The organism is Zobellella taiwanensis, assembly GCF_003012795.1.
GTDB lineage: Bacteria > Pseudomonadota > Gammaproteobacteria > Enterobacterales > Aeromonadaceae > Oceanimonas > Oceanimonas taiwanensis.
In genome coordinates this window covers 56,709-82,977 of record NZ_PXYH01000016.1, presented here as the reverse complement: position 1 = coordinate 82,977, position 26,269 = coordinate 56,709, and the positions used below count along the sequence as shown (strand labels likewise).

At 63.1% G+C, this 26,269-nt stretch carries 26 protein-coding genes and 1 other RNA gene; 6 read left to right on the top strand and 21 right to left on the bottom strand.

The genetic code is table 11. The annotated features are described in order from the left end of the window. Nucleotides 1-4 precede the first annotated feature (4 nt). From murG to rsmI, 12 genes are all read right to left on the bottom strand, one after another. Nucleotides 5-1,069 carry an undecaprenyldiphospho-muramoylpentapeptide beta-N-acetylglucosaminyltransferase gene (gene murG, locus C7I36_RS12115; RefSeq protein WP_106453967.1) on the bottom strand — a complete coding sequence of 355 codons (1,065 nt, stop codon included), beginning with the start codon at nt 1,067-1,069 and terminating at the stop codon, nt 5-7. Next, nucleotides 1,066-2,241, bottom strand: coding sequence for a cell division protein FtsW (ftsW, locus tag C7I36_RS12110; RefSeq protein WP_106453966.1), 1,176 nt, complete (start codon nt 2,239-2,241; stop codon nt 1,066-1,068). Before ftsW ends, murG begins: the two co-directional genes overlap by 4 nt. Continuing rightward, nucleotides 2,238-3,536 (bottom strand): UDP-N-acetylmuramoyl-L-alanine--D-glutamate ligase, encoded by a 1,299-nt coding sequence (gene murD, locus C7I36_RS12105; protein WP_106453965.1) that lies wholly within the window; start codon nt 3,534-3,536, stop codon nt 2,238-2,240. The genes ftsW and murD overlap by 4 nt, the downstream gene beginning before the upstream one ends. Nucleotides 3,537-3,540: 4 nt before the next feature. Further along, complete coding sequence (mraY, locus tag C7I36_RS12100) at nt 3,541-4,623, bottom strand: phospho-N-acetylmuramoyl-pentapeptide-transferase (RefSeq protein ID WP_106453964.1); 1,083 nt, start codon at nt 4,621-4,623, stop codon at nt 3,541-3,543. Further along, nucleotides 4,617-5,957 (bottom strand): UDP-N-acetylmuramoyl-tripeptide--D-alanyl-D-alanine ligase, encoded by a 1,341-nt coding sequence (locus C7I36_RS12095; RefSeq protein WP_106453963.1) that lies wholly within the window; start codon nt 5,955-5,957, stop codon nt 4,617-4,619. Before C7I36_RS12095 ends, mraY begins: the two co-directional genes overlap by 7 nt. Then, the gene (murE, locus tag C7I36_RS12090) at nt 5,954-7,426 is read right to left on the bottom strand and encodes a UDP-N-acetylmuramoyl-L-alanyl-D-glutamate--2,6-diaminopimelate ligase (RefSeq protein WP_106453962.1); all 1,473 of its coding nucleotides are present in this window, start codon (nt 7,424-7,426) and stop codon (nt 5,954-5,956) included. The genes C7I36_RS12095 and murE overlap by 4 nt, the downstream gene beginning before the upstream one ends. Continuing rightward, complete coding sequence (locus tag C7I36_RS12085; protein ID WP_106453961.1) at nt 7,410-9,158, bottom strand: penicillin-binding transpeptidase domain-containing protein; 1,749 nt, start codon at nt 9,156-9,158, stop codon at nt 7,410-7,412. The genes murE and C7I36_RS12085 overlap by 17 nt, the downstream gene beginning before the upstream one ends. After that, on the bottom strand, nt 9,155-9,469 hold the full coding sequence (gene ftsL, locus C7I36_RS12080; protein ID WP_181256359.1) for a cell division protein FtsL: 315 nt from the start codon (nt 9,467-9,469) through the stop codon (nt 9,155-9,157). Before ftsL ends, C7I36_RS12085 begins: the two co-directional genes overlap by 4 nt. Then, nucleotides 9,466-10,410 carry a 16S rRNA (cytosine(1402)-N(4))-methyltransferase RsmH gene (rsmH, locus tag C7I36_RS12075; protein ID WP_106453960.1) on the bottom strand — a complete coding sequence of 315 codons (945 nt, stop codon included), beginning with the start codon at nt 10,408-10,410 and terminating at the stop codon, nt 9,466-9,468. Before rsmH ends, ftsL begins: the two co-directional genes overlap by 4 nt. 1 nt (nt 10,411) lies before the next feature. Next, complete coding sequence (gene mraZ, locus C7I36_RS12070) at nt 10,412-10,870, bottom strand: division/cell wall cluster transcriptional repressor MraZ (RefSeq protein ID WP_106453959.1); 459 nt, start codon at nt 10,868-10,870, stop codon at nt 10,412-10,414. A 253-nt stretch (nt 10,871-11,123) separates the two neighbouring features. Beyond that, an RNA gene (gene rnpB / locus C7I36_RS12065) (RNase P RNA component class A) lies at nt 11,124-11,509 on the bottom strand. A 42-nt stretch (nt 11,510-11,551) separates the two neighbouring features. Continuing rightward, nucleotides 11,552-12,391, bottom strand: coding sequence for a 16S rRNA (cytidine(1402)-2'-O)-methyltransferase (rsmI, locus tag C7I36_RS12060; RefSeq protein WP_106453958.1), 840 nt, complete (start codon nt 12,389-12,391; stop codon nt 11,552-11,554). Nucleotides 12,392-12,468: 77 nt separating this feature from the next. Between rsmI and C7I36_RS12055 the strand changes: the two genes are divergently transcribed. From C7I36_RS12055 to dolP, 4 genes are read left to right on the top strand one after another with little or no spacing between them, the layout of a single operon-like run. Then, nucleotides 12,469-14,286, top strand: coding sequence for a penicillin-binding protein activator (locus C7I36_RS12055; RefSeq protein ID WP_245880107.1), 1,818 nt, complete (start codon nt 12,469-12,471; stop codon nt 14,284-14,286). Beyond that, nucleotides 14,255-14,623, top strand: a complete 369-nt coding sequence (locus C7I36_RS12050) for a YraN family protein (RefSeq protein ID WP_106453956.1) — start codon at nt 14,255-14,257, stop codon at nt 14,621-14,623. The genes C7I36_RS12055 and C7I36_RS12050 overlap by 32 nt, the downstream gene beginning before the upstream one ends. 8 nt (nt 14,624-14,631) lie before the next feature. Then, the gene (locus tag C7I36_RS12045) at nt 14,632-15,222 is read left to right on the top strand and encodes a D-sedoheptulose-7-phosphate isomerase (protein WP_106453955.1); all 591 of its coding nucleotides are present in this window, start codon (nt 14,632-14,634) and stop codon (nt 15,220-15,222) included. Between the two features lie 2 nt (nt 15,223-15,224). Continuing rightward, nucleotides 15,225-15,800 (top strand): division/outer membrane stress-associated lipid-binding lipoprotein, encoded by a 576-nt coding sequence (gene dolP, locus C7I36_RS12040; RefSeq protein WP_106453954.1) that lies wholly within the window; start codon nt 15,225-15,227, stop codon nt 15,798-15,800. A gap of 48 nt (nt 15,801-15,848) precedes the next feature. On the opposite strand, the gene C7I36_RS12035 is transcribed toward dolP, so the two are convergent. The 8 genes from C7I36_RS12035 to zapE all read right to left on the bottom strand — a co-directional run bounded on the left by C7I36_RS12035 (nt 15,849) and on the right by zapE (nt 22,032). Next, complete coding sequence (locus tag C7I36_RS12035) at nt 15,849-16,283, bottom strand: ClpXP protease specificity-enhancing factor (protein ID WP_181256361.1); 435 nt, start codon at nt 16,281-16,283, stop codon at nt 15,849-15,851. An 11-nt stretch (nt 16,284-16,294) separates the two neighbouring features. Then, complete coding sequence (gene sspA / locus C7I36_RS12030; RefSeq protein ID WP_106453952.1) at nt 16,295-16,924, bottom strand: stringent starvation protein SspA; 630 nt, start codon at nt 16,922-16,924, stop codon at nt 16,295-16,297. 86 nt (nt 16,925-17,010) lie between these two features. Next, nucleotides 17,011-17,745, bottom strand: coding sequence for a cytochrome c1 (locus C7I36_RS12025; protein WP_106453951.1), 735 nt, complete (start codon nt 17,743-17,745; stop codon nt 17,011-17,013). Beyond that, the gene (locus C7I36_RS12020) at nt 17,742-18,959 is read right to left on the bottom strand and encodes a cytochrome b (protein WP_106453950.1); all 1,218 of its coding nucleotides are present in this window, start codon (nt 18,957-18,959) and stop codon (nt 17,742-17,744) included. Before C7I36_RS12020 ends, C7I36_RS12025 begins: the two co-directional genes overlap by 4 nt. A gap of 3 nt (nt 18,960-18,962) precedes the next feature. Then, the gene (gene petA, locus C7I36_RS12015) at nt 18,963-19,553 is read right to left on the bottom strand and encodes a ubiquinol-cytochrome c reductase iron-sulfur subunit (protein WP_106453949.1); all 591 of its coding nucleotides are present in this window, start codon (nt 19,551-19,553) and stop codon (nt 18,963-18,965) included. Between the two features lie 288 nt (nt 19,554-19,841). Beyond that, entirely contained in the window at nt 19,842-20,234 is a 393-nt protein-coding gene (gene rpsI / locus C7I36_RS12010) for a 30S ribosomal protein S9 (RefSeq protein WP_094039192.1), read from the bottom strand. Nucleotides 20,235-20,249: 15 nt separating this feature from the next. Further along, nucleotides 20,250-20,678 carry a 50S ribosomal protein L13 gene (rplM, locus tag C7I36_RS12005; protein ID WP_094039193.1) on the bottom strand — a complete coding sequence of 143 codons (429 nt, stop codon included), beginning with the start codon at nt 20,676-20,678 and terminating at the stop codon, nt 20,250-20,252. A gap of 253 nt (nt 20,679-20,931) precedes the next feature. Further along, the gene (gene zapE / locus C7I36_RS12000; protein WP_106453948.1) at nt 20,932-22,032 is read right to left on the bottom strand and encodes a cell division protein ZapE; all 1,101 of its coding nucleotides are present in this window, start codon (nt 22,030-22,032) and stop codon (nt 20,932-20,934) included. A 210-nt stretch (nt 22,033-22,242) separates the two neighbouring features. Here zapE and C7I36_RS11995 point away from each other — a divergent pair, with 210 nt between their 5' ends. Together C7I36_RS11995 and degS are read left to right on the top strand one after the other, a co-directional pair. Further along, nucleotides 22,243-23,601, top strand: a complete 1,359-nt coding sequence (locus C7I36_RS11995; RefSeq protein ID WP_106453947.1) for a DegQ family serine endoprotease — start codon at nt 22,243-22,245, stop codon at nt 23,599-23,601. Nucleotides 23,602-23,695: 94 nt separating this feature from the next. Further along, nucleotides 23,696-24,793 carry an outer membrane-stress sensor serine endopeptidase DegS gene (degS, locus tag C7I36_RS11990; RefSeq protein WP_106453946.1) on the top strand — a complete coding sequence of 366 codons (1,098 nt, stop codon included), beginning with the start codon at nt 23,696-23,698 and terminating at the stop codon, nt 24,791-24,793. A 209-nt stretch (nt 24,794-25,002) separates the two neighbouring features. Here degS and murA read toward each other — a convergent pair whose 3' ends face one another. Then, nucleotides 25,003-26,259, bottom strand: coding sequence for a UDP-N-acetylglucosamine 1-carboxyvinyltransferase (gene murA / locus C7I36_RS11985; RefSeq protein ID WP_106453945.1), 1,257 nt, complete (start codon nt 26,257-26,259; stop codon nt 25,003-25,005). Nucleotides 26,260-26,269 lie beyond the last annotated feature (10 nt).

The window sequence follows — 26,269 nt, the reverse complement described above, 5'->3', positions numbered from 1 at the left end:
CAATTTATTTGGCCACATCGCGCAGGCACTCGGCCACCCGCTGTGCGGCATCGGTAATCGCCCGTTGCCGGGCCCGGCCGGCCATCGCCAGCAGTTGCTCCCGGTCGCCCGCCAGGCGCTGCAGTTGCGCCGCCAGCGCCTCGGCGCTGAACCCGGACTGGGGCAGCACCAGGGCGGCGCCCTGATCCGCCAGGGAGCGGGCATTCTTGGTCTGGTGGTCATCCACCGCATGGGGCAAGGGCACAAAAATCGCCCCCAGGCCGGCGGCCGCCAGTTCCGACACGGTCAGGGCGCCGGCCCGGCACACCACCAGATCGGCCTCGCCATAGGCGGCGGCCATGTCGTCGATAAACTCGCTCACCTCGGCCTCGATAGCGAGCGCGTCATAGGCCGCGCGCACCGCCTCGGCATTGCCGCGCCCGGTCTGGTGGCGGACCCGGATATTGCCCGCCAGGGCCACCGCCCGGGGCAGCACTTCGTTCAGCACCTTGGCGCCCAGGCTGCCGCCCACCACCAGCAGCCGCAGCGGTTGCGGCTCTAGGCCAATGCGCTCGGCGGGCGGCGGCAGCGCCACCAGGGCGGGGCGCACCGGGTTGCCGACCACCTCGCCGCGGGCAAAGGCGCCGGCAAAGGCCATCAGCACCCGATCGGCAATGCGCGCCAGCAGGCGGTTAGTCAGGCCGGCGGCGGCGTTCTGCTCATGCAGCACCAGCGGAATGCCCGCCAGCCAGGCCGCCACGCCGCCGGGACCGGCGGCAAAGCCGCCCATGCCCAGCACCACCGCCGGCCGGACCTGGCGCAGCACCCGCCGCGCCTGCCAGACCGCTTTGATAATCTGGAAGGGCGCCAGCAGCAGGCGCCTGGCGCCGTTACCGCGCACCCCGGCAATATCGATGGTGTGCAGCGGATAGCCGTGGTCGGGCACCAGCCGGGCTTCCATCCGCTCGGCGGTACCGAGCCAGTGCACCGTCCAGCCCTGCTCACGCAGCACGTCGGCCACCGCCAGCCCGGGGAACACATGGCCCCCGGTGCCGCCCGCCATCACCAGCAGGGTTTTGCCGTTGTTCATGTTGCCTCCCGGTGCCGGGCCTGGATGTTGTCGCGACGCCATTCAAAATCAATCCGTACCATCACCGCCACCGCCGCACTCATCACCATCAGGCTGGAGCCGCCGTAGCTGACCAGCGGCAGGGTCAGCCCCTTGGTGGGCAGCAGGCCCGAAGCGGCCCCCACGTTCACCACCGTCTGGAAACTGAACCAGATGCCGATACCCATGGCCAGGTAACCCTCGTACTGACGCCCGCCCAGCAACACCTTGTGGCCGATGTGCAGCGCCTTGAACGCCAGCCAGGCCTGCAGCAGCAACACCAGCATGACGCCGGTAAAACCCAGCTCCTCGCCGAGGATGGCGAACACGAAGTCGGTGTGGGCTTCGGGCAGGTATTCGAGCTTCTGGATGGAATTGCCCAGGCCCTCGCCAAACCAGCCGCCGCGGCCGAAGGCCATCAGCGACTGGGTCAGCTGGTAACCGCTGCCGAAGGGATCTTCCCAGGGGTTGAGGAAGGAGGTGACCCGCTTCATCCGGTAGGGAGCGGCGACAATCAGGCCGACCACCAGCCCCACCCCCAGGGTGAGCAGGCTGATGAACTGCGCCATGCGCGCGCCGGCGATAAACAGCATGCCGAGGGTGGTCACAAACAGCACCACCACCGAGCCCAGATCCGGCTGCATCAGCAGCAATGAGGACATCAGCCCCATCACCACCAGCGGCTTGAGAAAGCCGATCCACTGCTGGCGGACCTCGTTCTGCTTGCGCACCAGATAACCCGCCAGGAAGGTGAACAGGGCCAGCTTGGCAATCTCGGCCGGCTGTACGTTGAACAGCCCCAGCGCCAGCCAGCGCTGGCTGCCGTTGACCTCGCGGCCAATCACCAGCACCAGCACCAGCAGCACCAGCGCCAGGATCAGGAAAGCAATGTTGAACCGCTGCCAGCGGGCCATGGGCACCTGCAGTAGCAGGGCCGACAGGAACAGGCAGATCAACAGGAAAATACCGTGGCGCTTAACGAAATAAAACGCATCGTCGCCCACGGCGATACCCTCGGCAATGGAGGCCGAAGACACCATCACCAGCCCGATGGCCATCAGCGACAGGGACAGCACCACCAGCTGGCGATCGTAGATCAGCCCCTGGGAAGGGCGCAGCAGCCAATCACTGCTGAAGGCCGGCAGCCACCTCATAGGGCCTCCACCAGGGCGCGGAAATGCTCTCCCCGGGCCTGATAATTGGGGTACATGTCGAGGCTGGCACAGGCCGGGGCCAGCAGTACCCAGTCGCCGGGCACTGCCTGGCGCGCGCACCAGGCCACCGCCTGCTCCAGGTTCGCCACTTCCCGGGTATTGGCGGCCAGGCACAGCAGTTCGGCCCTGTCCTGGCCGAAACAGGCCATGCCGGCTAGGGTATGCACGAGCAAGGGCTTGAGCGGACCGAAATCCTGGCCCTTGCCCTGGCCGCCGGCAATCAGCCACAACCGGCCGGGCACCGCCTCGGCCACTCCGGCGATGGCCGCCAGGGTGGCGCCCACATTGGTCGCCTTGGAGTCGTTGATCCAGCGCACGCCGTGCTTTTCGGCCACAAACTGGCAGCGGTGGGGCAGCCCCTCGAACCGGCGCAGCACGGCGTCCTGGGCCGCCGGGGCGATCCCGGCCGCATCCGCCAGCGCCATCGCCGCCAGGGCATTGAGCTGGTTATGGGCGCCGACAATTCGCAGCGCCGACACCGGCAGCCGGGGGCGACCGTCATGGGACAGCCAGAGTTCGCCGCCCTGTGCGATTCGGCCGTACTCGCGCTCGTCCAGGCCAAAACTCAGCGCCGGCAGGTCTGCCGGCGGACGGGTCTGGTCGTCTTCCCGGTTATAAAGGCACAACCCGGCCCCCTGATAAATGCCGAGTTTGGTATCCCGGTAATGGGCCAGGGAGTCGTAGCGATCCAGGTGATCCTCGCTGATATTGAGCACGGTGGCAGCCAGGGCGCGCAGGCCGGGGGTGGTTTCCAGCTGGAAGCTGGACAGCTCCAGTACCGCCAGTTCCAGCGGACCGTCCAGCAGCTCCAGCGCCGGGGTGCCGATATTGCCGCCCACCCCCACCGCCAGGCCGGCCTCGGCGGCCATCTCGCCCACCAGGGTGGTGACGGTGCTCTTGCCGTTGGAGCCGGTGATGGCGATGACCGGAACCTTGCACTCGCGCAGGAACAGTTCCACGTCACCCACAATCTCCACCCCCGCGGCCCGGGCCTGGCGCAGCGCCGGCGTGGCCAGGGGCACACCGGGGCTGGCCACGATCAAGTCCGCCGCCAGCAGGCTGGCGGCGTCCAGGTCGCCAAAACGGCAGTCGAGCCCCGCGGGCAATTGCTCCACCCCGGGGGGCCGGGCGCGAGTGTCCATGACCAGGGGAAGGATACCCCGGGCCAGGCAATAGCGCACACAGGAAAGTCCCGTTTGCCCCAATCCGATGATCACGACGCGCTCTGGGATCATGGCCTTATCTCAGCTTCAGGGTGGCCAGGCCGACCAGCACCAGCATTAGGGTGATGATCCAGAAGCGGACGATCACCCTGGGCTCGGGCCAGCCTTTTAGCTCGTAATGGTGGTGAATGGGCGCCATGCGGAAAATCCGCTGGCCGCGCAGCTTGTAGGAGCCGACCTGCAGGATCACCGACAGGGTCTCGATCACGAAAATGCCGCCCATGATCACCAACAGGAACTCCTGGCGTACCAGCACCGCGATGGCGCCCAAGGCCGCCCCCAGAGCCAGGGAGCCCACGTCGCCCATGAATACCTGGGCCGGGAAGGTATTGAACCAGAGGAAGCCCAGGCCCGCCCCCACCATGGCAGTGCACACCACCGTCAGTTCGCCGGCGTGGGCCACATAGGGAATGTGCAGGTAGGCGGCAAAGTTGACGTTGCCGGTGGCCCAGGCCACCAGGCCAAAGCCCGCCGCCACCATGACAGTGGGCATAATGGCCAGGCCGTCGAGGCCATCGGTCAGGTTGACCGCGTTGCTGGAGCCGACGATGACAAAGTAGCTGAGCACGATGAACAGCAGGCCGAGCTGGGGCATGACGTCCTTGAAGAAGGGCACCACCAGCTGGGTCTGGGCCGGATCCTTGGCAATCCAGTAAACAAAGACGGCCGCCGCCAGTGCCGCCGCCGACTGCCAGAAATACTTCCAGCGGGCGATCAGGCCGTCGGTGTTCTTGCGCACCACCTTGCGGTAGTCGTCCACAAAGCCGATGGCGCCGAAGGCGCCGAGCACGAACAGCACCACCCACACATAGGGGTTGGACAGGCGCGCCCACAGCAACACCGACACAAAGATGGCGATCAGGATCATCAGCCCGCCCATGGTGGGGGTACCGGCCTTGCTGAAATGGGATTCGGGGCCGTCGTTGCGCACCACCTGGCCGATTTGCAACATCTGCAACCGGCGGATCAGCCGCGGTCCTATCCACAGGGAAACGAACAGGCCGGTCAGGATCGAGATGATGGCCCTGAAGGTCAGATAGGAGAAAACGTTGAAAAAACTGAAATGGGGGGTCAGCCATTCCGCCAGCCAGACTAGCATAGCTTGCCCTCCTGAATCGCCCGGACCATGTCTTCCATCCGGGCACTGCGTGCACCCTTGACCAAAACCACCACCTTGTTGTGCTGTGCCAGCGCCGCGGCCAGCTCCGGCCACAGCTGCTGCTTGTTGTCGAAATGGCGGCCATGGGCCGCCATGGCCGTATCCTTGCTGTCCCGGCCTACGGTCAGCACCAGATCGATGCCGAGCTTGCGGGCATGCTCGCCCACCTTGAGGTGCATCTCCTTGCTGTAGTCGCCCAGCTCCGCCATGTCGCCGAATACGAAGATGCGATAGCCGGGCAGGCTGGCCAGGGTATCGAGCCCCGCCAGTACCGACGCCACGCTGGCGTTATAGGTATCATCCAGCACCGTCAGCCCGGGTCGCGTCCACACCTGCAGCCGTCCCCTGGCCGAGCCAAAGGCGGCAAGCCCCGTCGCAATTTCTTCCAGGCTGGCGCCGAGGGCTTCGGTGGCGGCGGCAGCGGCCAGGGCGTTGGTCACGTTGTGTTTGCCGGGCACCGGCAGTTGTACCGTCACCTCGCCGTTGGGCGTCAGCAGCCGGAAGCGGGCGCAACCGGTCTTGTCCAGCACTACCTGGCGGGCTTCGTACTCGCGCCGCTCGCCGAAATAGACCAGGTGGTGCTTTTCCTTCCACAGGGCGCAGAAGGGGCTGTCGCCGTTGGCGATGGCGACGCCACCCTCGACCAGGCCGTCGTAAATCTCGCCCTTGGCGCGGGCAATACCCTCGAGGGAGCCGAAGCCCTCCAGGTGGGACGCTTCCACATTATTGATCAGTGCCACATGGGGCTTGGTCAGCGAGCTGGTCCAGGCGATCTCGCCGATATGGTTGGCCCCCAGCTCAATCACCGCGTATTCGATGTCCTCGGTCAGCTCGCACAGGGTCAGGGGCACCCCTATCTCGTTGTTGAGGTTGCCCCGGGTGGCCAGCACGGAGCCTTTCTGGCGCAGTATGGCGGCCGCCATTTCCTTGACCGTGGTCTTGCCGCAACTGCCGGTGATGGCCAGGACGCGGGCCCGGCTCCGCTCGCGCACCAGGCCGCCGAGCACGCCCAGCGCCAGCCGGGTGTCGGCCACCTTGATCTGGGGCAGGTCGATATCGAGCCAGCGTTCCACCAGCAGCGCAGCAGCGCCCTGCTCTGCCGCCCGGACGGCGAAGTCGTGCCCGTCGAAGCGCTCGCCGGCCAGGGCCACGAACAGGCTGCCCGGCGCCATCGGCTGGCGACTGTCGGTGGTGACCGCCAGGATATCGCCCCCGGCGCCGCGCAACTCGCCACCGGAGGCCTGGGCCAGCCATTCAAGGCCAAGCGGGATCACGCGCCGGCTCCCAGCAGCTGTGCCACCGTTTCCCGGTCGCTATAGTGCAATTTGTGAGTACCCACTATCTGATAATCCTCATGGCCCTTGCCTGCTACCAAAACAATATCGTCCACGCCCGCCTGCTCAATGGCATGGCGGATGGCATCGGCCCTTTGGTGGATCACCAGGGCCGCCTCCGGCTCCGACAAGCCTCGCCGCATATCATCGATGATGGCCTCGGGTGACTCGGTACGGGGGTTGTCGTCGGTCAGAATAACCACATCGGCGCCGGCCTCTGCCGCCGCCGCCATCAGCGGGCGCTTGCCCTTGTCCCGATCGCCGCCGCAGCCTACCAGGCACCAGAGCCGGCCCCGACAATGCTGGCGCAGCGCCTGCAGCACCTGCTCCAGGGCATCGGGAGTATGGGCGTAATCCACTACCACCTGCGGCTTGCCGGCCGTCCGGAACGGCTCCATCCGGCCGGCCACGCCGGCCAGGCCGGGCGCCGTGGCCAGCAACCGGTCGAAGGATTCACCCAGCGCCAGCAGGCTCGCCATGGCCGCCAGCAGGTTGGCCACGTTGAAGCGTCCCATCAGGGGTGCGGATAATACACCATTCCCCCAGTCGGAGTTAACGGTCACTTTCACCCCGTCGCCATAAAAATGCACCGTTTCCGCCACCAGCTGGCGGCCGGGGAAATCCGCCACCCGACCATGCAGGCTGCAGGCCACGGCGTCCGGATAGCGGCCCAGCCAGCGCCGCCCCACCACGTCGTCGGCATTGATCACCCTGGCCCGGGAGCACAGTTCGAACAGCTGTCGCTTGGCCTCGCCGTATTCGGCCATGGTGCCGTGGTAATCCAGGTGGTCGCGGCTCAGGTTGGTGAACACTGCCACGTCAAAATCCAGCGCCGCCACCCGGTGCTGGTGCAGACCGTGGGAAGACACTTCCATCGCCACCCGTTTGGCACCGGCCGCCAGTTGTTCCGCCAGCTCCCGCTGTACATCCAGGGCCGAGCCGGTGGTATTGGCGGTAGTACGCAAGGCACCGTCGAGGCCGTTGCCCAGGGTCCCCATGACCCCGGCCCGGGTTCCCAGCAGGCGGCTCCACTGGGCCACAAGCTGGGTGACCGTGGTTTTACCGTTGGTGCCGGTCACCCCGACCAGTTGCAGCTGACGGGACGGATCGCCATGGAACACCCCGGCCAGCAGCGACAGTTGCTCGGGCAAGCGATACACCCCGAGCAGGCGGTGGTCATCGCGCGCCAGGCCGGCCTGCTCCGGGCTGTCTGCCTGGAACATCACCGCCGCCGCGCCCCGGGCCAGTGCTTCGGCGATAAAGTCGCGACCATCGGCGCTGTGGCCGCGGACGGCAACAAAAAGACAGCCTGGGGCCACGTCCCGGCTGTCGAGGGTCATGCGCTCGATGGCGATGGCCGGGGCCGACAGGCCGAGCGGCACCGCCAGATCTCTAAGTGTGAGGGACAAGGGCTGCCTCCTGGCCTGCCAGTTGGAATTGTTCTTCGGTGGCCGCATCGGGGCGGATATTGAGCAGTTGCAGGGCGCCGCTCATCACCTCGGCGAACACTGGCGCCGCCACCTGGCCACCGTAATACTGCTCGCCCTGGGGTTCGTTCATCACCACCACCATGGCCAGACGGGGATCGCTGACCGGCGCCATGCCCGCAAACACCCCCACATAATCACTGCCGTAGCCCCCCGCCACCGCCTTGCGCGAGGTCCCCGTCTTGCCCGCCACCCGGTAACCGGGGATGGCCGCGTTGCGGGCGGTGCCGCCCGGACCCACCACGGTTTCCAGCATCATCAGCACATCGTCCGCATGTTGGCGGGCAATCACCTGTTCCCCCACCGGCGGCTGGCTGCGCTTGACGATGGTCAGGGGGTAACGCACGCCGCCATTGGCCAGCACCGCGTAGGACTGGGCCAGTTGCAGCGGGGTCACGGTCACGCCGTAGCCGAACGACAGGGTCGCCTTTTCGATATCGGACCAGCGCCGGCGCTGGGGCACCATACCGGTGCTTTCGCCCACCAGGCCCATGCCCGAATCGATGCCGAGGCCGAAACGGTAGAGGGTGTCGAGCAGTTGTTCGGGGGTTTCCTGCATGGCCATGCGCACCATGCCCATGTTGGAAGAGCGCTGCAGCACCGTCTGCACACTGATCTTGCCGAGGTTGCGGGTATCGGATACCCGTTTGCCACCCAGCCGGACCCAGCCCGGGCTGGTGTCGATGATGGAATCGGCCTGTACTACGCCGTTTTCAAGGGCACTGACCACAATCAGCGGCTTGAGCGTCGAGCCCGGCTCGTAGGTATCGGTCACCGCCCGGTTGCGGGCACGGAAACTCTGGTACTGGCCACGGTTGTTGGGGTTGTAGGAAGGAGTGTTGACCATGGCCAGCACTTCGCCGGTCTTGACGTCCAGCATCACCAGGGAGGCGGACGTTACCCGATGGAACTCGGAGGCCCGTTTGAGCGAACGATAGGCCAGCGCCTGAATGCGCTGATCTATGGTCAGCTGCACGTTGTTGGCTTCCCGCGCCTCGGACACCACCCCCAGATCCTCGATCACCCGACCCATGCGATCCTTGCGCACCTTGCGCTCGCCCGGCTGGGCGGTGAGCCATTCATTGAATGCCCGCTCGATGCCCTCGATGCCGGTGCCGTCGATATTGGTCATGCCCACCAGATGGGCATTGATCTCGCCGGTGGGATAAAAACGCCGCTCTTCGGGCCGCAGATGGACGCCGGGCAGGCGCAGCTTGCGGATATATTCGGCCACTGCCGGCGTTACCTGACGTTGCAGGTAGACGAAGCGGCGTTTGGGATCCTGCACCCTGGACAGCAGGGTATCGTGGGGCACGCCCAGCACGTCGGCCAGGGCCTGCCAGGCCTGTTGACGATCCAGGCTGTGCTCGGCGTGGATCTGCTTGGGATCGGCCCACACCGCCTGTACCGGCACCGATACCGCCAGCTCCTCGCCATTGCGATCCATGATCATGCCCCTGGAGGTACTGCTGACGGCGGTGGAGCGCAATGACCGCAGATCCCCTTCCAGCCGCAGCCGATCCGGGGAAATGACCTGGATCCAGGCGGCCCGGGCAAACAACGCCACAAAGGCGAGCAGGATCACCGAGCACAGCGTCAGGAAGCGCCAGCCGGCCAGCATGGGTTCTTTCTTGCTTTTGTTGCGCCTGCTCATGGTTGGGTCACCAGTTTTTCCTTACCGGGGTCGGGCCTGTGCATGCCCAGTTTGTCCCGGGCCAGGGCCTCGACCCGGCTGTGTTCCATCAGGGTATTCTGCTCCAGCAGCAGGTTGCGCCACTCGATGTCGAGCCGGTCCTGCTCCGCCATCAGCTCGTTGTATTCGCTGGTCAGCTGACGGGTACCATGGGTCACCACGATAACCGCCATCGCCGACAGCACGGTCACCATGGCCAGCAGCAGATGCCACTTGTGGCGCAGCAGATCCTGGCCGATTTCCCGGGCCAGGTTGATACGACCGTCGATCACGCCGGCGTCTCCAGACGCTGTGCCACCCGCAGCACCGAACTGCGCGCACGCGGGTTGGCCGCCACTTCCGCGGCCGAAGGCTTCTGGGCCTTGCCGACGCTTTTCAGCAGCCGGCCACCGGCCAGCTGGGCCTCGGTCAGCGGCAATCCGGGCGGTACTTCGGGCCCCTTTTCCTGTTTGCGGATAAAGTGCTTGACCAGCCGGTCCTCCAGGGAATGAAAGCTGATCACCGACAGCCGCCCCCCCGGCGCCAGCACCTTGAGGGCACCGTCCAGGGCCTGCTCGATCTCATCCAGCTCGCTGTTGATGTAAATACGGATCGCCTGGAAGCTGCGGGTGGCCGCATGCTTGTTCTTTTCCCGGCTGGGGCTGACCCGGGCTATCATCTCCGCCAGCTGGCGGGTACGGCTCCAGGGCGTGATCTGGCGATCGTGAACGATGGCGCGGGCGATTTTACGGGCAAACTTTTCCTCACCAAAGGTTTTCAGCACCCAGGCGATGTCCTCTTCGGCCGCCTGGTTGAGCCAGTCGGCCGCGCTTTGGCCAGAGCCCGGATCCATGCGCATATCGAGGGGGCCATCCTTCTGGAAGCTGAAGCCCCGTTCGGCTTCGTCCAGTTGCGGCGAAGACACGCCCAAATCAAGCAGCACGCCATCGATACGACCGGCCAGGCCGGCCTCTTCGACCATTTGCGCCAGCCGTGAGAAGGGACCGTGCAGGATACGGAAGCGGGGATCGGCGATTTGCCGGGCAACGGCGATGGCGGCCGGATCCCTGTCGATGGCCAGCAGGCGTCCTTCGGGACCCAGCTGCGACAGTATATGGCGGGAGTGGCCGCCCCGGCCGAAGGTACCGTCCACATAGATGCCGTCGGGGCGGATATTGAGCCCGGCTACGGCCTCGTGCAGCAGTACTGTGATGTGTGCCTGTTGTTCACTCATGTTATAGCGAAAAGTCCCGCAGTCGTTCCGAGCATTCCCAGCCTTCTTTGGGCAGGGCCTGCAAGTCGTCGTTGATTTGTTGTTGCCAGCGTCCCTCATCCCAGATTTCGAAACGGTTGAGTTGTCCCACCAGCATGATTTTCCGGTCCAGCCCCGCATGCTGACGCAGCGGACCCGGGATCAGGCAGCGGCCGTTGCCGTCCAGCTCGCATTCCGCGGCATGGCCGAGCAACAGGCGCTGCAGGCGCCGTTCCTGGGGATGGGTACTCGACAGGGTGCGCAGCTTTTTTTCTATCAGTTCCCACTCGGCGAGGGGGTAGAGCAGCAGGCAGGGGTTACTGATATCGATGGTGCAGATCAACAGGCCGTCGCACTCATCGCGCAACGCATCCCGGAATCGTGTCGGTATGGCCAACCGCCCCTTGCTGTCCAGGCTGATGGCGTGAGCACCACGCAGCATTCTGAGTCCTTGTTAATCTACTTTGTTCCACAAAGATCCACTTTTTACCACCCGGCTCAAGTGTAAGGAGGCCATACCAGCTTTTCAAGCAAGGAAATGCTCGCTCACGACAAAGGACGCTGAAGAGTCGGACAGCGGTAAATAGTCGGCTGCTTTTTAAGGAGATTTCCCGGAAACTGGAGAAAATTTAATTTCCGGCTAAGGAATACCCGCAAACGAAAAAACGCAGCCTGGGCTGCGTTTTTCGCGAATAGGTCGGAGTTGGCCTGTAAGCCGGGTTCTGTATCGGGCAAGCCCGATTGACAATCATTCCTCTAGGCCAGCAATCGCTCGCTGGCTCAAGCAACCTACCCGCCTCCAGCGCGGGCCGCGCCTGTAGGAGGCCTATTTGGTCTTGCTCCGGGTGGAGTTTACCGTGCCACGGACTGTTGCCAGCCGCGCGGTGCGCTCTTACCGCACCCTTTCACCCTTACCTGATCCCTTGCGGGCCATCGGCGGTTTGCTCTCTGTTGCACTGGTCGTGGACTCGCGCCCCCCAGGCGTTACCTGGCACCCTGCCCTGTGGAGCCCGGACTTTCCTCCCCTCCGCCCGTTTGCCCGAAAGCACAACGACGAAGCAGCGACTGTCCGGCCAACTCCGCGGCGCAGTGTACACCAGCCGCTCCCCCGATACCAGCGGCCCTACTCCGGCTGTTCAAGACCGTATTTATAGAGGGCGTTTTTCTTGACTCCATGGATCTCGGCGGTGAGCGCCGCCGCCTTCTTCAGGGGCAGCTCTGCCCGCAACAGGGCCAGGGTACGCAGGGCCTCGGCCGGCAGGGATTCGCCGTCGGCCTGGTGGCCCGCCACCATCAGCACGATTTCGCCCCTGCATCGATTGTCGTCCTCACCCAGCCAGGTCAGCATCTCGGCCGCCGGCAGGCCCTGTATGCTTTCGAAGGTCTTGGTCAGCTCCCTCGCCACCACCAGGCGCCGCTCCCGGCCCATTACCTCCACCAGCGCTGCCACGGTGCCGAGCAGGCGCCGGGGCGATTCGTAAAACACCATGGTTCTGGGTTCTTCCTTCAGGCTTTCGAGCTTGTCGAAACGCGCCTTCTCCTTGGCCGGCAGGAATCCTTCGAAAACAAAACGATCCGTGGGCAGGCCGGCGGCGGACAGGGCGGCCACAGCGGCACAGGGACCGGGCAGGGCCACCACCCGGATCCCCGCCTCGCGACAGCGATTGACCAGGTGATAACCGGGGTCGCTGATCAGCGGTGTGCCCGCGTCGGACACCAGGGCGATACGCTGGCCGTTCAGCAGCCGGCCGACCAGTTGCTCTGCCTTGTATTGCTCGTTGTGATCATGCAATGCCCAGGTCGGCGTACCGATCTGGTAGTGGGACAGCAGTTTGCCGGTATGGCGGGTATCCTCGCAGGCGATCAGATCTACCTCGCGCAGGGTATCCAGGGCGCGCTGGCTGATATCATTCAGGTTGCCGATGGGGGTGGGCACAATATACAGTTCGGCCGCTTGGCTCATAGGGACTCCTGTGCAAGCAATTGTCTCACCGTCATGGCCCTATTACACTTAGGACCAGAATGACACAGCTTGGGGTAATGGGATTGGCGACACAATATCAACGCGCGAGTGTAACACGACTGCTGTGCACCCTGGTGCTTTCCTCCATACTGATGGCCTGCTCCGGCGGCCTGCAGCAGCAACCCGGGGTCGTCAGCGAGCCGGCGCCGGACATGTTCAGCCCGCTCGACCGGCCGGCAGAACAATACCGCGCCCAGGCGGCCCTGGCCGAGGGCGACGATGCCTTGCGCTGGCAGGTCCTGGCTATCCGAGCCTTGCTGCAGCAGGGCGATACCGCCACCGCGGCACCGCTGCTCGATACCCTGCGCGGCGCGGCGCCGCTGGCACAACAACCGGTTGTCACCCTGCTCGACGCCGCCGCCGCCCTGGCCGGCAGGCAGCCGGACCAGGCCCTGCAACGGCTGTCCGGACTGGATCCAAACAGCCTGCCGGCCAACGGCCGCGGCTATTACCTGCTGCTCAGGGCCAACGCCCACGAACAGCAGCAACAGCCCATCGAGGCTGCCCGGGCCCTGATTGAACGCCACGATCTGCTGGCACAACGGGAGCAGGACAACAACCGGGAGCGCATCCACCAGTTGCTCAACACCCAGTCGCCACGCACCCTGCAGCAGGCCCAGGGCGCCCAGTACAGCGAACAGGCCAACGGCTGGTTCAGGCTGATGGCCATCCTCGGCAACCCGGATCTGCAGCCGGCCCAGCGCCAATGGCAATTGCAGTCCTGGAACGCCCGCTTTCCCGAGCACCCTGCCCGGGCCTACCTGCCCGACAGCCTGTCCGGCGTGAGCATGCAGGATTTCAGGCCCAGCCACATCGCCGTCCTGCTGCCCCTGTCGGGCAGGCTGGCGGAACAGGGCAATGCCCTTCGCAGTGGCATCCTCAGCGCCCACCAGGGACAGTCCTCCCGGCTGAGCTTCTTCGATACCCAGGGCCGCGACATGGCCAGCCTGTACCAGCAGGTCGAACAGGCCGGCGCCGACTTCATCCTCGGTCCCCTGCTGAAGGAGGAGATCGACGCCCTGACCGGGCAGAACCTGTCCATGCCGGTGCTGGCCCTCAACCAGCCCTCCTATCTGCCAGGCCTGGCCAATATCTACTACTTTTCCCTGTCGCCCGAGGCCGAGGCCGCCGAAGCGGCGCGCCAAATGTGGGACAACGGCCACCAGCAGCCCCTGGTCTTTGCCCCGGCCAACGACCTGGGCCGGCGGATGGCGACGGAGTTCAACCGCCAGTGGCAGCAGCAGAGCGGCCATCCGGCTATCGTTGCCTACTTCAATAACCAGGCCGGCATCGAGGCCGATGTGCGCCGCGCCCTGAACAGCCGGCCGAGCATGCCTGCCGGCCAGGTCCAGCCCGTCGGCGAGCCGGCCGGCGCCATGCTGCCGCCCCGGGAAATCGACTCGGTATTCATGGCCTCCAACGCCACCGAAACCCGCTTCATCCTGCCCTACTTCGATTTTGTGCGCGACAGCCGGGCCGCCCGCCTGCCCACCTATGTCACCTCGCGCAGCCATGTGCCCGCCGGCGAAGCCCCCATGAGCGAACTCAATGGCCTCTGGCTGGCGGACATGCCCTGGCTTTTCGACGGCGCCCCCCAGCTCAAGGACGAAGTACTGAGCCTGTGGCCCGCCGCCGGGGCCAGCTGGCTACGACTGTTCGCCATGGGGTATGATGCCCTGACGCTGATACCCCAGCTCAACCCCCTGCGCCAGGGCGCTCATCCGGTGCCGGCCCTGACCGGCGAGCTGTCGGTCACGCCAGACGGCGTACTGCAGCGGCGCCTGCAATGGATGGAGTACAGTAATGGCGACTGGATCCCCGCCGGGCAACGATAAACGCGCCTGCGGCGATCAGTTTGAGCGCCGGGCCGAGCAATACCTGCTCGGCCGGGGGCTGCGGCTGGAAGCCCGCAACTACCTGTGCCGGCTCGGGGAGATCGATCTGATTATGCGCCAGGGCGACACCCTGGTGTTCGTGGAAGTACGCTACCGCAAAAATAGCCGTTTTGGCGGCGCCGCCGCTTCGGTGACTGCCGCCAAGCAACAGCGGCTGCGCCGGGCCGCCTCCTGCTATTTGCAGATGAAGGGACTGAACGAGGCCCGCCAGTCCTGCCGCTTCGACCTGGTCGCCTGTGAAGGTGACCTTATCCACTGGATCCCCAACGCCTTTTAAGGAATCCCATGCAGGAAGAAATCAAAGCCAGCTTTACCGAAAGTATCCAGACCAAAATCGCCGCCGCCGAGGCATTGCCCGACGATATCCTGGCCGCCGCCCAGATGATGGTGATGTGCCTGCTCAACGGCAACAAGCTGCTGGTGTGCGGTAATGGCGGCTCCAATGCCCTGGCCCAGCTGTTTGTCAGCGAGCTTATCAACCGCTATGAAACCGAGCGACCCGCCCTGCCCGCCCTTTGCCTGACCATGGACACCAGCAGCATCAGCGCCATCGCCGTCGACCAGCACTTCGACGAAGCCTACGCCCGCCAGATCCGGGCCCTGGGCCAGGCCGGCGACGTGCTGGTGGTGATTTCCACCAGCGGCCACAGCCGCAACCTGATCAAGGCCGCCGAAGCGGCATTGAGCCGGGATATGACCATAGTGGCCCTGAGCGGCGGCGACGGCGGCGAGCTGGCCGGCCTGCTCGGCCCCAACGACGTGGAAATCCGGGTGCCGGCGCTGCGCGCGCCCCGCATCCACGAGGTCAACCTGCTCACACTCCATTGCCTGTGCGATCTTATCGACCGCACCCTCTTTCCCCAACAGGAGGACTGACCATGTACAAATTGCTGATGATCCTGACTTCCCTCGTCCTGCTGCAGGGTTGTGCCGGCCTGCTGGTGGCCGGCGGCGCTACCGGTGGCGCCATGGCCACCGATCGCCGCACCGTCGGTACCCAACTCAGCGACCAGACCATAGAGATGCGCGCCCTGCATCGCCTGGGAGAAACCAAACCGCTGTGGGACAACAGCCGGCTGGCGGTAGTCACCACCAACGGCAAGGCGCTGCTGCTCGGCCAGACTCCCGACGACAACGGCCGCCGCCAGGCCGAGGAAGTAGTGCGCGGCGTGCCCGGAGTCCAGGACGTGTTCAATGAAATCCGCATCGGCCAGCCGGTGTCGCTTTCGGTGCAAAGCCGGGATACCTGGCTGACCTCCAAGGTCAAGAGCACCTTGCTGGCGGAAAAAAACCTGGACGGCACCAAGATTAAGGTGGTCACCGAAAACAGCGAAGTGTTCCTGATTGGCCTGGTCACCCAGCGGGAGGCGGACATCGCCGTTCAGCTGACGCGCAATATCGGCGGAGTCGCCAAGGTGGTGACGGTTTTCGAGTATGTGCAGTCGGCGCCCTGAGGCAGGCAGCGGGATAAAAAAACGCAGCCTGTTGGCTGCGTTTTTTTATTACTTGATCACCCTCAGGATCGGCTTGCCCCTGGGGCTTGCAGGCTGGGCTTCGTCCATCTCCGGCGGCGTATCGCCGGTCTCCCCGGCCGTTTCGTCAGCCTGGGCGAGCCACTCCTCGTAGGCGGGCTCGGGCGGGAAGAAGGTGCCGGCGCCGTTTTCCCGGGCCTGGATGGCGATGATCGCCGCCATCGGTATATAGACCTGGAACGGGCTGCCGCCGAAGCGGGCGCTGAAGCTGACCGCCTCGTTGTCCATATGCAATCCCACGACCGCCCGGGGCGCTATGTTCAGCACTATCTGGCCGTCCTGTACATACTGGCCGGGCACGGCGGTGTGGGGTACCCCGGCATTCACCAGCAGGTGCGGTGTCAGCTCGTTGTCCAGCAGCCAGTCGTAGAAGGCCCGCAGCAAATAGGGCCGGCTGGGGGTCATGTTATCCATGGTTATACCTTGCCGCCGATGTCGCGCTCGGCCTCGGTCAGGGAGGCCTGGAAGGACTCCCGTTCGAACAGCCGGATCATGTAGGCCTTGACCTCCTTGGCACCACGGCCGGAAAGCTCTATGCCCAGGGACGGCAGGCGCCACAGCAGGGGCGCCATGTAGCAATCCACCAGGCTGAATTCTTCGCTCATGAAGTAGGGATACTCGGCAAACACCGGAGCGATGGCCAGCAGTGCCTCGCGCAGCTCCTTGCGGGCCTCCTCGGCCTTGTCACCGCGCTGGATGCGCTTGACCAGGGAGTACCAGTCCTGCTCGATGCGGTGCATCATCAGCCGGCTGTTGCCCCGCGCCACCGGATACACCGGCATCAGCGGCGGGTGAGGAAAGCGCTCGTCCAGGTATTCCATGATGATACGAGATTCATAGAGCACCAGTTCCCGATCTACCAGGGTGGGCACGGTACCGTAGGGGTTCAGTTCGAGCATGTCCTCGGGCAGGCTGTCAGGCTCGACCTGACTGATTTCCACGCTCACCCCTTTCTCCGCCAGCACGATTCGCGCCTGATGGCTGTAGATGTCATCCGCACCCGAAAACAGCGTCATGATGGAACGCTTATTGGCCGCAACTGCCATTGAATCCTCCGAAATCATAAATAGGAACGGCAATGGAAGCATTTCGCCCCATTGCCGCTCCCCGGTTCAGCTTAGACGATGTCTAATCAGTGTACGTCACGCCAGTATTCTTTCTTCAGCAAGTAGGCAAAGACAAAGAAAATCGCCAGGAAGCCCAGGGTCCAGTAACCCATGCGGTGGCGCTCCAGCTTCACCGGATCACCGGAGTAAACCAGGAAGTTGACGATATCCAGTACGGCATTGTCGTATTCCTCGGCGGTCATTTCGCCGTTGCCGTCGGCCTTGATGCCGACCGGGGTTTCCACTTCCTTTCCGTCTACGGTTCGAACTACGGTTTCCAGACGGGCAGAACCCTGCAGCGGCTCCAGCACATGAGGCATACCCACGGACGGGAAGACCAGGTTGTTCACGCCGAAGGGACGGCTGTCGTCCTTATAGAAGGAACGCAGGTAGGTATACAGCCAGTCGGCGCCACGCACCCGAGCCACCAGGGTCAGGTCGGGGGGCGCGGCACCGAACCAGTTGGCCGCGTCCACTTCGGGGATGGCATTCTCCATCAGTTCACCGATGGGGGCACCGGTAAAGTTCAGGTTGGCCAGCATCACCTCCTCGGGAATACCAAGGTCCTCTGCCACCCGGTTATAACGCTGGTACTGGGTGCTGTGACAGGCGGCGCAGTAGTTCATGAACAGCTTGGCGCCATTTTGCAGGGAAGCCTTGTCGCTCAGGTCGTAATCGGCCTTGTCGAGGTGGACGTTGGCACCTGCCGCCATTGCCAGCGCCGGCAAAAAGGCAAATACAGCAATGATTAACTTCTTCATTTGAACGTAACCCTCTCTGGCAGCGGCTTGGTTTTTTCGTTTTTGCTGTATACGAACAGCAGGACGAAGAAGGCGAAATAGCCAAACGAACAAACCTGAGCAAGCAAAGTCAGCACCGGGGTGGACGGCAAGGCGCCCAGTATACCCAGGATGATGAAACAGACGACGAACTGGATGATATTCAGCAGGTGCAGCTTGCTGCGGTAGCGGAACGAACGCACCTTGCAGCGATCCAGCCAGGGCAGTACAAACAGTACGGCAATCGACAGTCCCATCAGGATGACGCCCATCAGCTTGTCGGGTACGGCCCGCAGGATGGCGTAGAAGGGAGTGAAGTACCACACCGGCGCAATGTGCTCCGGGGTCTTCAGCGGGTTGGCCGCCTCGAAGTTGGGCGCTTCCAGGAAGTAGCCGCCCCCCTCGGGCATAAAGAAGATCACGAAGGCGAAGAAGAACAGGAAGCCGGCTACACCGACGATGTCTTTCACGGTGTAGTAGGGATGGAAGGGAATGGCATCCTTCGGCCAGCCGTTTTCATCCTTGTTTTTCTTGATGTCGATGCCGTCAGGGTTGTTGGAACCGACTTCGTGCAGGGCAACGATGTGCAGGAACACCAGCAGCACCAGTACCAGCGGCAGCGCGATGACATGCAGCGCGAAGAAGCGGTTCAGGGTGGCGCCAGAGATGACGTAGTCACCGCGGATCCACAGGGTCAGGTCGTCGCCGATCACCGGAATGGCGCCGAACAGGGAGATGATAACCTGTGCACCCCAGTAGGACATCTGGCCCCAGGGCAGCAGGTAGCCCATAAAGGCTTCGGCCATCAGCACCAGGAAGATCAGCATGCCGAAGATCCACAGCAGTTCACGCGGCTTCTGGTAAGAACCGTAGATCAGGCCGCGGAACATGTGCAGGTAGACCACCACGAAGAAGGCGGAAGCACCGGTGGAGTGCATGTAGCGCAGCAGCCAGCCGTACTCCACGTCGCGCATGATGTACTCGATGGAGGCGAAGGCGCCCTCACCGGAGGGGTTGTAGTTCATGGTCAGCCAGATGCCGGTCAGGATTTGGTTGACCAGGACCAGCATGGCGAGCGAGCCGAAGAAATACCAGAAATTGAAGTTTTTCGGTGCGGGATACTGACCTACATGCTTGTTGTAGGTCGCCGTCATCGGAATACGCTCGTCGATCCAGCTTACGAGTTTACCCAGCATGGTTTAGGCTCCTTCCTTGTCTTCGCCGATCAGGATGTTGCTGTCGGTGACATAGTAATAAGGGGGAATGACCAGGTTCAGCGGAGCGGGAACGCCCTGGAACACCCGTCCGGCCATGTCGAATTTGGAACCGTGGCAGGGGCAGAAGAAGCCGGCGCTCACGCCCTGTACCTGCTCGCCAAAGGTATTGGGCAGGTAGGTAGGGGAGCAGCCCAGGTGGGTGCACAGGCCAACGGCCACGAACACTTCCGGCTTGATAGAACGATAGGCGTTCTTGGCGTACTCCGGCTGCTGGGGCTCATCAGACGCGGGATCCCGCAGCTGGTTGTCGTGCTTGGGCAGGGCATCCAGGATTTCCTGGGTCCGGCGGACTATCCATACCGGGTTGCCACGCCATTCCACCCGGATCAGCTGACCGGGCTCCATTTTGCTGATGTCGACTTCTACCGGGGCCCCGGCGGCTTTCGCCTTGGCGCTGGGGTTCCACGATGCGATAAAGGGCACAGCGGCAAAGGCAGCTCCGACCCCACCCACGACTGTGGTTGACCAGGTCAGAAATCTGCGGCGACCGGTATCAACTGGCGCATTGCTCATCCAAAAACTCTCCCATTTGGTCTCCGCGCATTTATTGTTCGTTCCATGCATTGATACTGCTGTGTGACAACCGCGGCGGATATCATGGTTTCAATTGCCACAAAAAAACCCCGAAATTCTAAAGAAAAGCGCGGTCTTTTACAAGGACGGCCAAGGTTCAAAAAATCCGTTATTTAGCGAGATAATTTGTTTTAAAACAACAAATTATTACTCTGCCCTGAGGGACTTTCCATAAACAAAAAAGCCCGGGCGACCCGGGCTTTGACATACAAGAAACTGCGATCCCAATTAACGCTTGGAGAACTGGGGACGCTTGCGGGCCTTGTGCAGACCGACCTTCTTGCGCTCCACGCGACGTGCGTCGCGGGTCACGAAGCCGGCCTTGCGCAGGGCACCGCGCAGGGTTTCATCATACTGCATCAGGGCACGGGTAATGCCGTGACGGATAGCGCCGGCCTGACCGGAGATGCCACCACCAGCAACGGTGATGTACAGGTCCAGCTTCTCGGTCATCTCGACCAGCTCCAGCGGCTGGCGAACCACCATGCGGGCGGTTTCGCGGCCAAAGTATTGATCCAGTGAGCGCTTGTTGATAACGATGTTACCGCTGCCCGGCTTTACGAATACGCGCGCAGTGGAGCTTTTGCGACGGCCGGTACCGTAGTATTGAGTTTCTGCCATTTGCCTAATCCCGTCTTAGATGTCCAGTACTTGAGGTTGTTGCGCAGCGTGGTTGTGCTGGCTGCCGGCGAAGACTTTCATCTTGCGGAACATAGCACGACCCAGCGGGCCACGGGGCAGCATGCCGCGAACGGCAGACTCAATTACCATCTCGGGCTTGCGGTCGATCAGCTTCTCGAAGCTGATGGACTTGATGCCACCCGGAAAACCGGAGTGAGAGTAGTAAATTTTGTCTTCGGCTTTATTACCGGTGACCTGAACTTTCTCGGCATTGATGACGATGATGTAGTCACCGCAGTCAACGTGGGGAGTAAATTCCGGCTTGTGCTTACCGCGTAGGCGACGAGCGATCTCGGTGGCCAGACGACCCAGAGTTTTGCCCTCTGCATCAACAACATACCAGTCACGCTTTACGGTTTCTGGCTTAGCAACAAAAGTTTTCATGGATGAACCCAAATTACTGAAAATGAATCCTACACTTGCGCACATGCGCAAAACACGACCAGACCTTGCACCCCTTCGAGCGCCAGTCTGCTTACTGTGATGCCACCTTATCGGAGGCTGTGTAACGTGGGCCGGGCGATTATAGGTAAAGTTGCCTTAAAAATCACCTGCTAATTTCAATGCCCGTCAAAATTAGTCGGCCCGCCCGCCCCTTCCCCGCAACCATGCCCTGATCACGGGGCGCATATTGTGACTAAGGAAGGTGCTCTCTGGCAAGATATTCATGGGATTGCATTTCGGTAAGCCGGGAAAGGCAACGCTTGAACTCGAAATTGAGCCGCCCCTCGCCGTAGAGTTGCTCCATCGGCACCGCCGCCGAGATAATCAGCTTGACATGGCGCTCATAGAACTCGTCGACCATGGCAATAAAGCGGCGAGCCGCATCGTCGCTGTCCAGTCCCATGGGCTGGACGTTGGCCAGCAATACCGTATGGTAGCAGCGCGCCAACTCGATGTAGTCATACTGGGAGCGGGCGGTACAGCACAACTCCTGGAAGTCGATATAGAGCACCCCGTCCCCTTCCGCTATGGTCTGCAGCTGGCGATGGTTGATGTCGATGCTCCCCCCCCAGCTGCCCGGCTCGTTGGTCAGACGAGCAAAATACTGCTCCAGGTTGGTCCTGGCCTGGGTGTCGAGGGGGGAATGGTAGATTTCCGCCTGCTCCAGGGTACGCAGCCGGTAATCCACGCCCGAGTCGACATTGATCACCTCGCAGTTTTCCTTGATCAGCGCTATCGCCGGCAGGAAACGGGCCCGCTGCAACCCGTTGCGGTACAGTTCATCCGGCGGGATGTTGGAGGTCGCCACCAGCACCACGCCATGGCCGAACAGATACTGGAACAGGGTGCCCAGTATCATGGCATCGGTGATATCGGACACGAAGAATTCATCGAAGCAGATCACCCTGGCTTCCTGTGCCAGCCGCTCGGCCACCGCCTTGAGCGGATCGGACTGGCCCTTGAGGGTTTTCAGCTCGTCGTGCACCCGTCCCATAAAACGGTGGAAATGGACCCTGAGCTTGCGTTCGAAAGGCAGGCAGTCGTAAAAAGTGTCCACCAGGTAGGTTTTGCCCCGGCCGACCCCGCCCCAAAAGTACAGACCGCGAATGGCCGGAGCCGCTGTCTCCTGGCGGCCGATCAGCTTTTGCCACAGGCTGGGCCTGGGTTGCGCCGGCGGTGGCGCCATCAGATCATCGTAGAGGCGCTGCAGATGGGACACGGCCATTGCCTGGGCCGGATCGCGGACAAAGTCGGCGCGGGTCAAATCCGCCTGGTATTTTGTACTCGGGGTCATTAGTGTGTATGAATGCGATTGGGGCCCTCAGTGTAAATGCCCGGTCCCTTCTCCGGCAACCCCTGTCGCCTTTGGGCTTGAAGTTGCTCACCGGCGGCACAATTTACGGTAGGCAATGCAGTCATTGCGCGCGGCCCGGAACTCTTGCCATGGCAGCCTGGTCTGACTGAACAATTTCGCGTATTCAAACATCGAGTTAGGAGCATGAGCATGAAAGGTCGACTCCCCCTGGTTTCCGCCCTGGCCCTGAGCCTGGGTCTGGCGGCTCTGCCCGCCGCCCAGGCCGCCCTGCCGTTCGGGGCCGGTTCCGACATCAACAGCCTGGCGCCGGTCATTGAAAAGGTCAGTCCCGGCGTGGTCAATATCTCGGTTTCCGGCAGCAAGATCAGCCGCCAGGTGCTGCCCGAGCCCTTCCGTTTTTTCTTCGGCCCCAACATGCCCGGCGAGCAAATCCAGGAAAGGCCCTTCCAGGCCCTGGGCTCGGGGGTCATCATTGATGCCGATCAAGGCTATGTGATCACCAACAACCATGTTATCGAGGACGCCGACAAAATACTGATCACCCTGATCGACGGCCAGGAATACGAGGCCGAACTCATCGGCGCCGACAAGCAGTCGGACATCGCCCTGCTCAAGGTCGATGCCAAGGATCTGGTCGAGGTAGCGTTTGCCGACTCGGACAAGCTCAGGGTCGGCGACTTCGCCATCGCCATCGGCAACCCCTTCGGCCTGGGCCAGACGGTCACCAGCGGGGTGATCAGCGCCCTCGGCCGCTCCGGCCTCAATGTGGAAAACCTCGAAAACTTCATCCAGACCGATGCCGCCATCAACTCGGGCAACTCGGGCGGCGCCCTGCTGAACCTGGAAGGCAAGCTGGTCGGCATCAACACCGCCATTCTGGGGCCGGGCGGCGGCAACATCGGTATCGGCTTCGCCATCCCCGCCAACATGGTGAAGAACCTGGCGGATCAGATCCTGGAATACGGAGAGGTACGCCGGGGCGTGCTGGGCGTCATGGGCGGCGAGCTGACCTCAGAGCTGGCCCGCACCTTTGGCTACCGCAGCCAGCACGGCGCCTTTGTCAGCCAGGTGCTGGAAGATTCCGCCGCCGCCAAGGCCGGGCTGCAGGCCGGCGACATCATCATCAGCCTGGACGGCAAGCCCATCCGCTCCTTCAGTGAACTGCGCGCCAAGGTCGCCACCATGGGCGCCGACAAGACGGTCACCCTGGGACTGTTCCGGGATGGCAAGGAAAGCAAGGTCGACGTGACCCTGAGCCGGGCCGACGACGACAACGTCCAGGCCAATACCCTGCACCAGGCCCTGGAAGGCGCCGCCCTCGCCAATACCGCCGCCGGCGACACCGTGCAGGGCGTGAAGATCACCGGGGTGGAAGCCCGCTCACCGGCCGCCCTGTCCGGGCTGGAGCCGGACGACATTATTATCGGCGTCAATCGCCAGCGGGTGCGCAACCTCAACGATCTGCGCCAAATCATCCAGGCCAAGCCCGAGGTGATGGCGCTCAATATCCAGCGCGGTAATTCCTCCATCTATCTGGTACTCAGATAACCGCTTGATACGCAAGGGGTCCACCACACGGTGGACTCCCTTGCCCCTCCCTTTGTGTTATGCTCTGGGGACCCGATAGCAACCACAGCTCCCCATGCGGCCAGCTTCCTTCCTCAAATTCCTGTTTCAGGCCGGCGCCTATGGCGTGCTGATGGCCGCCCTGCTGCTGCTGCTGTTCCCCCAGCTGCGCACCCAGTCCTTCGAACACTGGTGGCGCAACAAGCAGGTCGGCGTCACCAGTTTTTCCTATGCCGCCAGCAGGGCCGGGCCGGCCGTGGTCAACATCTACACCAGAAGTTTCCAGGGCGGCGACAGCACGCCCGAGCTCAGCCCCACCGGCCTGGGCTCGGGCGTGATCATGTCCGCCCGGGGCTATGTGCTGACCAACTACCATGTGATCGCCGAAGCGGATCAGGTGATAGTGGCACTGCAGGACGGTCGTATCATCGGCGCCGATGTCATCGGCTTCGACGTACCCACGGATCTGGCGGTGTTGCGGATAGAGGCCGAGCAACTGCCGGTGATCCCCCAGGACGACGAGCTCAACCCCCAGGTCGGCGATATCGTTCTGGCCATCGGCAATCCCTACAACGTGGGCCAGACCATCACCCAGGGCATCATTAGCGCCACCGGCCGCAGCGGCCTGTCGAGCATGGGCCCGGACAGCAATGGCCGCCAGGATTTGCTGCAGACCGATGCCGCCATCAACGCCGGCAATTCCGGTGGCGCCCTGGTCAACGTCTACGGGGAAATGGTGGGGATCAACACCGCCTCCTTCCAGAGCGTAGCCCACCAGGAGAGCTACGGCATCAACTTCGCCATTCCCTATGCCCTGGCTCATCGCATCATGCACGAACTGATCGAACACGGCCGGGTGATCCGCGGCTATCTCGGCATAAGCGGTGCCGACATCCCGCCGGTGATGGCCCAGCTGCTCAATTTGGGCGAACGTTCGGGTATTTATGTAGACAGCGTCAGCCCGGGCAGCCCGGCGGACAAGGCCGGTATTGAAAGCGGCGATGTACTGCTCGAAATGGACGGCAAACCCATCGCCAACGCCCGCCATGCCATGGATATGGTGGCAGAAACCCGGCCCGGTAACGGCCTGGCCGTCACCCTGCTGCGCGCAGGCAACACCCTGACCCTGACAGTGCACATCGAAGAAGACCGCCGCTTTCAGCGGCTGCGGTGAAGAAAGGGATTAGGGATTAGGGATTAGGGATTAGGGATTAGGGATTAGGGATTAGGGATTAGGGATTAGGGATTAGGGATTAGGGATTAGGGATTAGGGATTAGGGATTAGGGATTAGGGATTAGGGATTAGGGAATGGTAAAACGTAATGAATGGGGCTGGAAACCAGGTCAACCCCAGTCCCCAGTCCCCAGTCCCCAGTCACGGGGTTAGTCTTTAATGCGCTCTATCTTGCCGCCCAGCGCGGACAGCTTGGCTTCAATCACCTCATAGCCCCGGTCGATGTGGTAGATGCGGTCCACTATGGTGGTGCCCTGGGCCACAAAGCCGGCCAGCACCAGGCTGGCGGAAGCACGCAGATCGGTGGCCATGACGGTGGCGCCGGTCAGCTGCTCGGTGTCGCCGCAGATCGCCAGGTTGCCGTTCAGCTCGATGTTGGCGCCCATGCGGTTGAGCTCGGGCACATGCATGAAACGGTTCTCGAAAATGGTTTCGGTAACCCGTCCCACTCCCTTGGCCACCGCGTTAAGCACGGTGAACTGGGCCTGCATGTCGGTGGGAAAAGCCGGATAGGGCGCGGTCTTGATGTCCACCGGCTTGAGGGTACGGCCGGTCATGTCGAGGCGGATCCAGTCTTCGCCGGTTTCCACCAGGGCACCTGCGTCCTTCAGCTTGACCAGTACCGCCTCCAGCAACCGCGGGTCGGTATTGCGACAGGTGATGTCCCCGCCGGTAATGGCCGCTCCCACCAGGAAGGTACCGGTCTCGATACGATCGGGCTGAACCCGGTACTGGCCACCGTGCAGGGCTTCCACCCCGTCGATGATCAGGGTGTCCTGGCCAATGCCCTGGATGTTGGCGCCCAGGGCATTGAGGAAATGGGCCAGATCCACTACCTCGGGTTCACGCGCCGCGTTTTCAATGATGGTGCGTCCTTCCGCCAGCACCGCCGCCATCATCAGGTTTTCGGTGCCGGTCACGCTGACCATGTCCATCAGGATATGGGCGCCCTTGAGCCGGCCGTCGACCCTGGCCTTGATATAGCCATCCTCCACCCGGATCCGGGCCCCCATCTGCTCCAGGCCATGAATGTGCAGGTTGACCGGGCGGGCGCCGATGGCGCAGCCACCGGGAAGGGACACATCGGCCTCGCCAAAGCGAGCCACCAGCGGCCCCAGGGCCAGAATGGAGGCTCGCATGGTGCGTACCAGATCGTAGGGCGCCACATGGCTGTTCACCGCCCCCGCCAGCACGGTGACCTCGCCGTTGACGCTGACATTGACTCCCATGGAAGCCAGCAACTGCAGGGTGGTGTCCACGTCCTTCAGGCGGGGGACATTGGTCAGGCGTACTTCCTCGTCGCACAGCAGGGTGCCGAACAGTATCGGCAGGGCGGCGTTCTTGGCACCGGAAATGTTGACGTCGCCGGCGAGCCGGCAAGGGCCCTGAATCTTGAATTTGTCCATCTGGGCTCCT

Excerpts from the sequence above, each read along its gene's own strand:
- murG (WP_106453967.1), bottom strand. The coding sequence starts at position 1,069 with ATGAACAACGGCAAAACCCTGCTGGTGATGGCGGGCGGCACCGGGGGC.
- ftsW (WP_106453966.1), bottom strand. The coding sequence starts at position 2,241 with ATGAGGTGGCTGCCGGCCTTCAGCAGTGATTGGCTGCTGCGCCCTTCC.
- murD (WP_106453965.1), bottom strand. The coding sequence starts at position 3,536 with ATGATCCCAGAGCGCGTCGTGATCATCGGATTGGGGCAAACGGGACTT.
- mraY (WP_106453964.1), bottom strand. The coding sequence starts at position 4,623 with ATGCTAGTCTGGCTGGCGGAATGGCTGACCCCCCATTTCAGTTTTTTC.
- C7I36_RS12085 (WP_106453961.1), bottom strand. The coding sequence starts at position 9,158 with ATGAGCAGGCGCAACAAAAGCAAGAAAGAACCCATGCTGGCCGGCTGG.
- rsmH (WP_106453960.1), bottom strand. The coding sequence starts at position 10,410 with ATGAGTGAACAACAGGCACACATCACAGTACTGCTGCACGAGGCCGTA.
- mraZ (WP_106453959.1), bottom strand. The coding sequence starts at position 10,870 with ATGCTGCGTGGTGCTCACGCCATCAGCCTGGACAGCAAGGGGCGGTTG.
- rsmI (WP_106453958.1), bottom strand. The coding sequence starts at position 12,391 with ATGAGCCAAGCGGCCGAACTGTATATTGTGCCCACCCCCATCGGCAAC.
- C7I36_RS12055 (WP_245880107.1), top strand. The coding sequence starts at position 12,469 with ATGGGATTGGCGACACAATATCAACGCGCGAGTGTAACACGACTGCTG.
- C7I36_RS12050 (WP_106453956.1), top strand. The coding sequence starts at position 14,255 with ATGGCGACTGGATCCCCGCCGGGCAACGATAAACGCGCCTGCGGCGAT.
- C7I36_RS12045 (WP_106453955.1), top strand. The coding sequence starts at position 14,632 with ATGCAGGAAGAAATCAAAGCCAGCTTTACCGAAAGTATCCAGACCAAA.
- dolP (WP_106453954.1), top strand. The coding sequence starts at position 15,225 with ATGTACAAATTGCTGATGATCCTGACTTCCCTCGTCCTGCTGCAGGGT.
- C7I36_RS12035 (WP_181256361.1), bottom strand. The coding sequence starts at position 16,283 with ATGACCCCCAGCCGGCCCTATTTGCTGCGGGCCTTCTACGACTGGCTG.
- sspA (WP_106453952.1), bottom strand. The coding sequence starts at position 16,924 with ATGGCAGTTGCGGCCAATAAGCGTTCCATCATGACGCTGTTTTCGGGT.
- C7I36_RS12025 (WP_106453951.1), bottom strand. The coding sequence starts at position 17,745 with ATGAAGAAGTTAATCATTGCTGTATTTGCCTTTTTGCCGGCGCTGGCA.
- C7I36_RS12020 (WP_106453950.1), bottom strand. The coding sequence starts at position 18,959 with ATGCTGGGTAAACTCGTAAGCTGGATCGACGAGCGTATTCCGATGACG.
- petA (WP_106453949.1), bottom strand. The coding sequence starts at position 19,553 with ATGAGCAATGCGCCAGTTGATACCGGTCGCCGCAGATTTCTGACCTGG.
- rpsI (WP_094039192.1), bottom strand. The coding sequence starts at position 20,234 with ATGGCAGAAACTCAATACTACGGTACCGGCCGTCGCAAAAGCTCCACT.
- rplM (WP_094039193.1), bottom strand. The coding sequence starts at position 20,678 with ATGAAAACTTTTGTTGCTAAGCCAGAAACCGTAAAGCGTGACTGGTAT.
- zapE (WP_106453948.1), bottom strand. The coding sequence starts at position 22,032 with ATGACCCCGAGTACAAAATACCAGGCGGATTTGACCCGCGCCGACTTT.
- C7I36_RS11995 (WP_106453947.1), top strand. The coding sequence starts at position 22,243 with ATGAAAGGTCGACTCCCCCTGGTTTCCGCCCTGGCCCTGAGCCTGGGT.
- degS (WP_106453946.1), top strand. The coding sequence starts at position 23,696 with ATGCGGCCAGCTTCCTTCCTCAAATTCCTGTTTCAGGCCGGCGCCTAT.
- murA (WP_106453945.1), bottom strand. The coding sequence starts at position 26,259 with ATGGACAAATTCAAGATTCAGGGCCCTTGCCGGCTCGCCGGCGACGTC.